General features: G+C 35.0%; 20 protein-coding genes and 1 tRNA gene. 6 read left to right on the forward strand and 15 right to left on the reverse strand.

Going from position 1 to position 7800, the window contains the following annotated elements; translation table 11 throughout:
* Positions 1-144 precede the first annotated feature (144 nt).
* The 15 genes from IWB18_RS10650 to IWB18_RS10720 form a co-directional block, all read right to left on the reverse strand.
* Complete coding sequence (locus IWB18_RS10650) at positions 145-573, reverse strand: sigma-70 RNA polymerase sigma factor region 4 domain-containing protein (protein WP_195683611.1); 429 nt, start codon at positions 571-573, stop codon at positions 145-147.
* Between the two features lie 19 nt (positions 574-592).
* Positions 593-973: a single-stranded DNA-binding protein gene (locus IWB18_RS10655; protein ID WP_195683612.1), complete on the reverse strand. Its 381-nt coding sequence runs from the start codon at positions 971-973 to the stop codon at positions 593-595.
* A 2-nt stretch (positions 974-975) separates the two neighbouring features.
* Positions 976-1155 carry a hypothetical protein gene (locus IWB18_RS10660; RefSeq protein ID WP_195683613.1) on the reverse strand — a complete coding sequence of 60 codons (180 nt, stop codon included), beginning with the start codon at positions 1153-1155 and terminating at the stop codon, positions 976-978.
* Positions 1152-1499 carry a DUF4406 domain-containing protein gene (locus IWB18_RS10665; protein ID WP_207740819.1) on the reverse strand — a complete coding sequence of 116 codons (348 nt, stop codon included), beginning with the start codon at positions 1497-1499 and terminating at the stop codon, positions 1152-1154. The genes IWB18_RS10660 and IWB18_RS10665 overlap by 4 nt, the downstream gene beginning before the upstream one ends.
* Positions 1474-1728 (reverse strand): hypothetical protein, encoded by a 255-nt coding sequence (locus IWB18_RS10670; RefSeq protein ID WP_195683614.1) that lies wholly within the window; start codon positions 1726-1728, stop codon positions 1474-1476. The genes IWB18_RS10665 and IWB18_RS10670 overlap by 26 nt, the downstream gene beginning before the upstream one ends.
* 166 nt (positions 1729-1894) lie before the next feature.
* Positions 1895-2176 carry a hypothetical protein gene (locus IWB18_RS10675; RefSeq protein WP_195683615.1) on the reverse strand — a complete coding sequence of 94 codons (282 nt, stop codon included), beginning with the start codon at positions 2174-2176 and terminating at the stop codon, positions 1895-1897.
* Positions 2124-2957, reverse strand: a complete 834-nt coding sequence (locus IWB18_RS10680) for a hypothetical protein (RefSeq protein ID WP_195683616.1) — start codon at positions 2955-2957, stop codon at positions 2124-2126. Before IWB18_RS10680 ends, IWB18_RS10675 begins: the two co-directional genes overlap by 53 nt.
* Positions 2958-2979: 22 nt before the next feature.
* Positions 2980-3222 (reverse strand): hypothetical protein, encoded by a 243-nt coding sequence (locus IWB18_RS10685; RefSeq protein WP_195683617.1) that lies wholly within the window; start codon positions 3220-3222, stop codon positions 2980-2982.
* A complete protein-coding gene (locus IWB18_RS10690) occupies positions 3219-3401 on the reverse strand; it encodes a hypothetical protein (RefSeq protein ID WP_195683618.1) in 183 nt (60 codons plus the stop codon). The genes IWB18_RS10685 and IWB18_RS10690 overlap by 4 nt, the downstream gene beginning before the upstream one ends.
* Positions 3402-3490: 89 nt before the next feature.
* Positions 3491-3646, reverse strand: a complete 156-nt coding sequence (locus IWB18_RS10695) for a hypothetical protein (RefSeq protein WP_195683619.1) — start codon at positions 3644-3646, stop codon at positions 3491-3493.
* Positions 3647-3686: 40 nt separating this feature from the next.
* Positions 3687-4178 (reverse strand): helix-turn-helix domain-containing protein, encoded by a 492-nt coding sequence (locus IWB18_RS10700; protein ID WP_195683620.1) that lies wholly within the window; start codon positions 4176-4178, stop codon positions 3687-3689.
* A gap of 195 nt (positions 4179-4373) precedes the next feature.
* Positions 4374-4532 (reverse strand): hypothetical protein, encoded by a 159-nt coding sequence (locus IWB18_RS10705; protein ID WP_195683621.1) that lies wholly within the window; start codon positions 4530-4532, stop codon positions 4374-4376.
* A 3-nt stretch (positions 4533-4535) separates the two neighbouring features.
* The gene (locus tag IWB18_RS10710) at positions 4536-4733 is read right to left on the reverse strand and encodes an excisionase (RefSeq protein WP_195683622.1); all 198 of its coding nucleotides are present in this window, start codon (positions 4731-4733) and stop codon (positions 4536-4538) included.
* Between the two features lie 26 nt (positions 4734-4759).
* On the reverse strand, positions 4760-4999 hold the full coding sequence (locus IWB18_RS10715; RefSeq protein WP_195683623.1) for a hypothetical protein: 240 nt from the start codon (positions 4997-4999) through the stop codon (positions 4760-4762).
* A gap of 17 nt (positions 5000-5016) precedes the next feature.
* Complete coding sequence (locus IWB18_RS10720) at positions 5017-5229, reverse strand: helix-turn-helix transcriptional regulator (RefSeq protein WP_195683624.1); 213 nt, start codon at positions 5227-5229, stop codon at positions 5017-5019.
* A gap of 112 nt (positions 5230-5341) precedes the next feature.
* On the opposite strand from IWB18_RS10720, the gene IWB18_RS12640 reads away from it, so the two are divergent.
* The 6 genes from IWB18_RS12640 to IWB18_RS10745 all read left to right on the forward strand — a co-directional run.
* On the forward strand, positions 5342-5464 hold the full coding sequence (locus IWB18_RS12640) for a hypothetical protein (RefSeq protein ID WP_269747932.1): 123 nt from the start codon (positions 5342-5344) through the stop codon (positions 5462-5464).
* A 380-nt stretch (positions 5465-5844) separates the two neighbouring features.
* Complete coding sequence (locus IWB18_RS10725; protein ID WP_207740820.1) at positions 5845-6219, forward strand: helix-turn-helix domain-containing protein; 375 nt, start codon at positions 5845-5847, stop codon at positions 6217-6219.
* A 199-nt stretch (positions 6220-6418) separates the two neighbouring features.
* A tRNA-OTHER gene (locus IWB18_RS10730) sits at positions 6419-6534 on the forward strand.
* A 35-nt stretch (positions 6535-6569) separates the two neighbouring features.
* The gene (locus IWB18_RS10735; protein ID WP_195683625.1) at positions 6570-6806 is read left to right on the forward strand and encodes an AAA family ATPase; all 237 of its coding nucleotides are present in this window, start codon (positions 6570-6572) and stop codon (positions 6804-6806) included.
* Positions 6807-6831: 25 nt separating this feature from the next.
* Complete coding sequence (locus IWB18_RS10740) at positions 6832-7206, forward strand: helix-turn-helix domain-containing protein (protein WP_195683626.1); 375 nt, start codon at positions 6832-6834, stop codon at positions 7204-7206.
* Positions 7207-7246: 40 nt separating this feature from the next.
* On the forward strand, positions 7247-7800 hold a 554-nt coding region (locus tag IWB18_RS10745; protein WP_195683627.1), incomplete at its 3' end, for a hypothetical protein.

Here is a 7800-nt window from a genome sequence, read left to right on the forward strand (position 1 = left end):
AGTCTGCCCACCCATACAACTAACCCCCACTTGACCCTTACAGGGAAATAGGGATATAAAAAAGAACCGCTTTTCAACAGTTCTTTCATTGTCTATAGTTTACCACAAATATAGGGACATTTAAGCGACACAAAAGCGACATATTTAATCTATCCATATCATACTACTTATATTATAGATCGTACTTTTATTAATCCTCTCAATCTGTTTTTTACTGTAACCAAGACAATCCGCAATATCATAATTGCGGATACCTTTAAAATACTTCATCTCAACAATATTTCTTTCCAAGTCACTCAAGATATGCAAGGCATAATCAATTTTTTTTATTATCAATTCTTTTTCAGCTATTGCCTTTTTCAACAAAAATCTCTGTTTTTCAATGATTTCAAACTCCCTTGCCACCGGGTCTGATATTTCACCGCTACCACTCATAGTCTCTGAATACTGCAAGGCCTTGACTCCCTCATATTCAAGCTCCTGCAAATCCTGTTTTCTCAATTCCACATAACCTTTAATAAACTTATAATCATATAAGACTCGCTCTGTCTGTCTGTACTTATCACTCGTCATTCCCAACCTCCATGTCTAATCAAAATGGTATATCATCGTCATCCTCATCTAATGGCTGAAAGTCATTCTCCTGGTGGTTTTTATGTATTTTTGAATCTAAATACTCAACTTCTTCTGCTATGACTTCAGTAACATATCTTTTGCTTCCGTCCTTAGAGTCAAATGATCGTGTTTCCAGTCTACCAACGATTCCAATTTTACTGCCTTTCATCAAGTATTTGTTTGCATTTTCAGCCTGTGCACCCCAAATAACCACATCAAAAAAATCTGCCTCCTGGCCTCCATCTCGCTTAAATATCCTATTAACTGCAAGTCCAGTCTTTATCACCGCTTTACCTTTTGGCGTATGTCTTAATTCAATATCTCTGGTTATCCTACCGATCAATACAACTTTGTTCACATCTATGCCCTCCTAATTTCATCTTGAAAAAAACTCTCTCTATATCCCTTACTTGAAATACAAAGCACATAATGCTTATATTGTTTAACAACTGTGTATTCCGTTTCACTTTTAAATCTTTCCTTTTTCAGTTTATTGCCTTCATAAACAAATTTAACAGTTTCACCTGGTAAAAATATCATTCGACATCCTCCAAATCAATTTCGTAATCATTTTTTATTCCAAATCGGCCAAAATAAACTCTTGTCTTATCTTCTTGAACTGCTTTGATTTGTTCTCTTAAAGCCCCCGGGCTCTTTGAAAAATCTTCAAGAAAATAAACAGTATCACAGACATCCAACATGGCAAGGCAAATGTGCATGTATTCTTCATAATCAAATCCATCAGGCAAAATTGCCGGGTTCAAAACCACATAACCTAAATCTTCCAACTCTTTTGCCTTAGCATTGAATTTTTTTCTGTAATTTGAATCACCGGTAATTTTGCCTGCTATATATATTTTATTTATGTTCGCATTCTTTATCATTTCGCCAGCCCCTTTGTTTTAGTCCACCACAAGCAGTACACAAATAAACTTTAATTCGGTCTTTTTTCGTAATACACCATGTTCCTTTGACCATTTGAGTTTTACATTTTTGACAGTTGCTTGTAAGTTCCGAAACTGCAATCCCACCCAATCTTTCACATTCTTTTCGGTCACCATCAAGGTATCTAACAACTGCTCTCGTTAACAACTTCACTGTTTGTTCGTTCATCTCTCCCACCTTCCGGCCCTATAGATTTATCAAACCAATCAGTCAAATCTCCTCCTGGTGATGCAGTATTATGCTCCTCACATATAGGGCATATCAATTTTGCTTTGATAGACCAACAGCTAAAACCACACCTGCATTGCATTAATAAAAATCCATCATTCATAGCTCAATCCCTAATTCGGTTCACACGTCTGATATAAAAATCTTTAGTTGATATGCCACATCCTAGACATCGATATACTCCAAGATATTTGTCCTTTTTAAAAACTCTGACCTCATTGCAGTAGACACAAAACAAAGTGTGCTTATCTGCCGGAACTCTTACATAATCTGGTTTTACCGGATCTTCAAATAGCAAGTCAGTAATATTTATCTGCTTGGCAATTTGCATTTCATCACCCACTCCACATTTTTTCTCTGATTCGTTCCTGAATTTTGTCATAGTCATATCGTGATTCCTTAGCCGCACTATTAATTGATTTATTAAATTTGTTACCATTGCCGGAAAAATCATCTTGCTTTAACGGATATACGCTTGTCCAATTGCTCATTGTACTTTTATTCAGAATAGCTATCTGCTCTGACACCTCTGATGACAACTCTTTCAATCGCTTAAGAGTGAGATCCAGTGCTTTATCCGTTGGCTTTTTCTTAGAATTGATTCTCATCTGGATAAAACTCCAAATAGCTTCCTTCAATTTTTCATCGTTTGTAAATCCATTTATGATTTCCTGGTAATTGTTGCTGGCGCGCTTAGATGCCTTTACATCCTTACTTTCTTTATCTTTTTGTTTAGTTTCGTTTAGTTTATTTAATGGTGTACAACTTTGCGCACCATCTTGCGTTCTACTTTGATTACTATCTTGCACACCAATTTGATTACCAACTTGATTACTATCTTGCGTACTATTTGACATAGTAGGGTTATTTTGAATATTTTCTTGTTTGCTATTTGCAAGAGAAGCAAGCTTATAAGCTGTTGCCTTTGTTCCGTTTTGTTTAAAATCGATGATTCCATGTTGCTTTAATACATTTCTAGCCTTTGCAATTCCAGATCGCGATAATCCGGTATTTAATTCAAGCGTAAGATTCGGCGCAGTAAACCACTCTACCCAAGTGCATTTATTGTTTATGTACATCAATCCATACCATAAAGCAATTTGCCCTGAAGATAACTGTTTAATTTGCACCAAATCGTGAAACGCTTTAATCTCAGCTATATAGTTCATCTCATCACCCTTATGTCTTTGATTAAAGGCCGTCTATGCGACCTTCCAACAGGACTTTTATTTTAATTTTATTAGCCAGATCTTTATACTCATAATGAAGTATCAACTCGTCCAAGCTGTGAATCAGGTTTCTGACAAGTCTGGACTCGTCATTATCAAATACGTTGAAGCTTATTAATTCCTTATACGCTTCTGCAAATTCCTTTCTAGTCTGAATCGTTCTATTTTGAGCACTGATTTTTTCAACTGTCTTTAATTTGTTCAATAGTCATTACTCCCTTTCGAAATTTTGACGATTTTAACAGGTTTTTTGTACAATCTTTCCAGTGCGCCTTTTCCTCTTAAAAAGGCGTTCTTTTTGCTTCCTGCGTACACTTTCAGTTTTTTTCTTTTCCCATATTTTATGTAAGTCAGACAATAATAGTCGCAGTACTTTAAGATCAAGACAACCTTCCTCCCTAAGTAAATTTATCATTATATATAGAACCCCAATCAAGAACACATTCCCCGGATGCAAATTGATCAATAGCATTTTAATCCTCCTCGCATTCATCAATAATTTTTTCGATATATCTTTCCATTACAAGGGATGCGACTACTAATGAAAGTTTTTCCTTGAGAGTAACATTTTCAATTTTATCTATAGTTTTTATCGCATCCCATATTACTTCTTTAATCATTTTTTTCATCGAATCTCCCCAATATGATATAATTAGACGAGGGTTTTATTTAATCCACTAGAGTTGTCATAGGTTGGTCGCCGTGCAACTCTTTTTTTATGCTTAATTTCAGTTCTTGTATCAACTGTTCCATTCGATCAAAGAAATCCATAACTTGTTTTAAGTCATTTACCTCACAAGTATCTATTACACCATCTTCTGTTATATCCAGCAGCTTGTCTTTTGCATCTTCTAATTCTCTTAAAGATCGGATCATTTGCAAACTAACAACTGCCAAATCCTTTTGGTCTAATTTTGGATAAAATTTTTCACCAATAGGACAGTTTAAACAGTAATGATTGGCTAAAAACGGATCATTGTACACCTCGCTCATCATAACTACTGAATCCGGTCCTGGCGTTGTTTTACCTGTCTCCCATTTCCCGATAGTTTCCGGTTCAACAAAGAAATACTTGCTAGCCTCTTCTCTACTGTTTATTCCTGCTCGTTTTCTCGCTTGGTAATACACATTACTAACGGCTTTTAAGGCCTGTCTTGTCATTTTATGAAACACCCCTTTCAAGTACACTTAATGTAAGGATGAATTACACCATCTTCTAACTACATTCAAGTGTTAAAACTTAACAAATCATTTTTATCTGGCGGAGCTTTAAAGGGATCATCTATTCCCAATTCCAAGTAATCATCCTTAAGCTCTGCTATACTAATTTTCGTCCACCTAGATTCATGATCAACTTCAACAACATCTCAAACATTCTAGAAGCATCTCCCTAGCTGCATCTACGGATACAACGCCTAAAACTTTATACCCTTCCAACTCGGCGATTTTATGTCTGAGCATCTGTTCGCATGTAAGATTACTAATATTGGTTCCATCCGGGTTCATCGCATTCATCTTCTACAGATTCCTTCCCTGTCGCGTGGCTTCATTAAGCCAATCTGAAAACAGAACCGAATTGACCTTCATGTATTGCCCAATTTTCACTATTGGCATAGTAGGGTCTGTATAGGCCAATCTGTATAACCTATCCCTTCCAATTCCAAAAATCTTTGCAGCCTCTGATATTGATATCAATTGTTTTGTTTTTACTTCCATTTCTATTCCACCTTTCAAATTTAAATTTATTCTAAAAACTCATGTTCAAATGCTCCCCAATTTCCTTCTTCCAGCATCCCTGTTTTCTTGAAAGAATCTTCGTTATATGAAGTTGCATATCTGAGTAGTTCGCCACTGTATGCATCTTCTTTAAATCTTTGCACAAATTTTTCCTGCGCATTTTTTAAACTCTCTGCTCTTATTCGGATCCATCCTCCGTTGTAAATTTGTCCACTGGATCCAAACGTGAAAATATAGTTATTCATGCTCTTATTCCTCCCTTTCAGCCGGCATGCTGCATGTCCTCATCAACATTTTCAAAGTCTTTGTCTTCGAACTCCAACACTTCTTTCAGCTTCAAATACACTGGCAAAGAAGGATTACTGTCACCCAATTCAATCTTGGTGTAGTGCTCTCTTTTGATGCCTATCTGTTCTGCTACCTGTGATTGAGTCAACTTCATGTTGATTCTCTTTTTCTTAAGTATCGCTCTCATGCTTTCACCTCCCTTTAATCAAATTTATTGGTTTCTTTGTAAAACACAAGAAATATACTGTCTTTATATTGTGATTTGTAGACACTTCCAAAATTTAACGGTATAATATTCTTTGAATAGTCTTGTTTTGATTGAAAATCAGGAAGCCATTATTGTGAATCAAGAAAAGACTGATGCTGTTTTAGAGCAAATGTCTAATATTCTTCAAGAGATCAACGAGAATATCGTAGATTAACTCTGAATTACTTGCAATATTCTTAGTTTGTTTCAGAATCAACTCTGTATTTGTTTTGACAGCAAAAAACAGCCGAGTTACATTAATCACTAATAGGATCACAGAAGCTTGAAGGGCAATCATCTGAACACTTATGAATTTTAACTTTCTATCGATTTTTTTACGATAATCTTCATTCATGGGTTGCTCCTTTCCGATGTGCTATATAGACACTTTTTATTAATTGGCTATAATTGTAATTAGTGGACTAAAATAGTTTGCATCCCTAATTTTTGAAATGTATATGTATTTTAAAACTACCTTTTATAGTTATTATAGTAGTCTAAAACAACATTGTCAACCTTTTATGTATTTTATAATTACATTTTGGAGGAATTCTTTTGATAAATGAAAGATTAAAGAAAATAAGAAAGAGTAAATCTTTGACCCAAAGAGATGTAGCACTCGCAATTGGGGTTGAAAGAGCCACTTATACGCAATATGAAACTGGCAAAATAAAGCCTTCGATTGAGAAAATCAATGATTTAGCTGATTTACTTGAAGTCTCAATAGACTTCCTAATCGGCCGGACTGATGATCCAACACCATATAAAGACGTTAATGCAGATCTTGATGCTGAAAGAGATTTGGATGATGAACTAAAAAAACTCCTCAAGGATGAGGAGCTTGCGGCGTTCTATGATTTTGCGAATATGGATGAGGCAACAAAGAAAGAGATTATTGCGTTTATTAGGTTTAAGAAGGGGCAGGAATAGGAACTCTATTTCTGTAGAACAAGGTATTCTAATATTCAATATGAATGTGTTTCGGTTTAGATTTCTCAGATTTATTTTTTAATCCAATATTGATCAGTTTGTCGCTTTCTATAGATATCAAGTTATGCTTGTTGGAGGGATTCGATTTAGTGAAAAATATTAACATTCCGATGTATATGATGGTGGTAGCTGTGCTTCTGGAGCAGATGGTCTACACGCGACCTAAATCATAAGGATTAAGGATCTTTCTGCTATCGACAGCCGAAGAAATACATTAGAAGCACAAGGGAGGTTCGACTCCTCCCTGCTCCACCAAAAGAGAAAATATAGTTCGCAAAAGGGGTAAACTTATGCCAGATTGGAAAACCGCAAAAGAACACGGCTATGCGAATAATAAAGATGTTATTTTCGACAGACTAGATAGCATATACATCGAAAAGTTCCGTTCAATGGAGGATCGAGAGCTTAGGCTTGGTAAAAATATCACATTAATAGCCGGTAAAAATGGTACCATGAAATCTTCATTATTAGGAATGATCGCCCATTCGGAGTGCAGTATGTCAACTATTAATTGTGCATTTTATTAACTTTTTTAATCAGAAGGAGATTCATATGTTAAGCGAGCGATTGAAGCAAATAAGAAAATCAAAGGGATTTACACAGAAATCTGTATCTGATTCTCTCCAAATGGATAGAAGTAATCTTGCAAATTATGAGACAGGTAAAGCAAAGCCTTCATTTGAAAAATTGGAACAACTTGCCGACCTTTATGAAGTTTCCGTGGATTATTTACTTGGCCGGACTGATGATCCAACACCATATAAAGACGTTAATGCAGATCTTGATGCTGAGAGAGATTTGGATGATGAACTAAAAAAACTCCTCAAGGATGAGGAGCTTGCAGCGTTCTATGATTTTGCGAATATGGATGATGCAACAAAGAAAGAGATTATTGCGTTTATTAGGTTTAAGAAGGGGCAGGAGTAGAAACAGCAAAATCATTCAAAGTGAGATAAGGGGGATAAAAATGTCATATGAATTAGGAGTTATAGCGCTTGATTTAATTAGCTCAATACCAGTCAATGAAAAAATGGATGTCTTGAATGAAGAACTTAAAAAATATAATTATTTCCATCAAAGCGTGCCTGGTCCAGTACAATTTGTCAATATACCAGACAGAAATTCTATAATAAGTCTGCAAACAAACAAAATTGGATTTGATTTTCAGTCTGATAAACTGAATCAAACTTCATTTTATTCGAAAATTGATGGTCTTCTAGCAGTTTTAAGAATTTTTAACATTAGTGCATATAATAGAGTAGGTCTCCGAATTATAAGGAGAGTATCCTCGGGTATTGATAAACTGGAAACTATAAAAAAACAGTTTAAATTTACTGATGAGTATTTAGAAAATTTATATGATAATGCACATGAATTAAGCTATGGAATAAAATCAAATCAAGATAATATTGATTTCAATTTAAATACTCGAACTTTTCAAATGATCATAGATGGTAATATGACACCTAAGCAAACTATTAACGGGATTCAGTTTGATGTCGATTCTTTTGTTATTGATAT

Origin of the sequence: Alkalibacter mobilis, from assembly GCF_015594845.1 — a bacterium.
GTDB classification, from domain to species: domain Bacteria; phylum Bacillota; class Clostridia; order Eubacteriales; family Alkalibacteraceae; genus Alkalibacter; species Alkalibacter mobilis.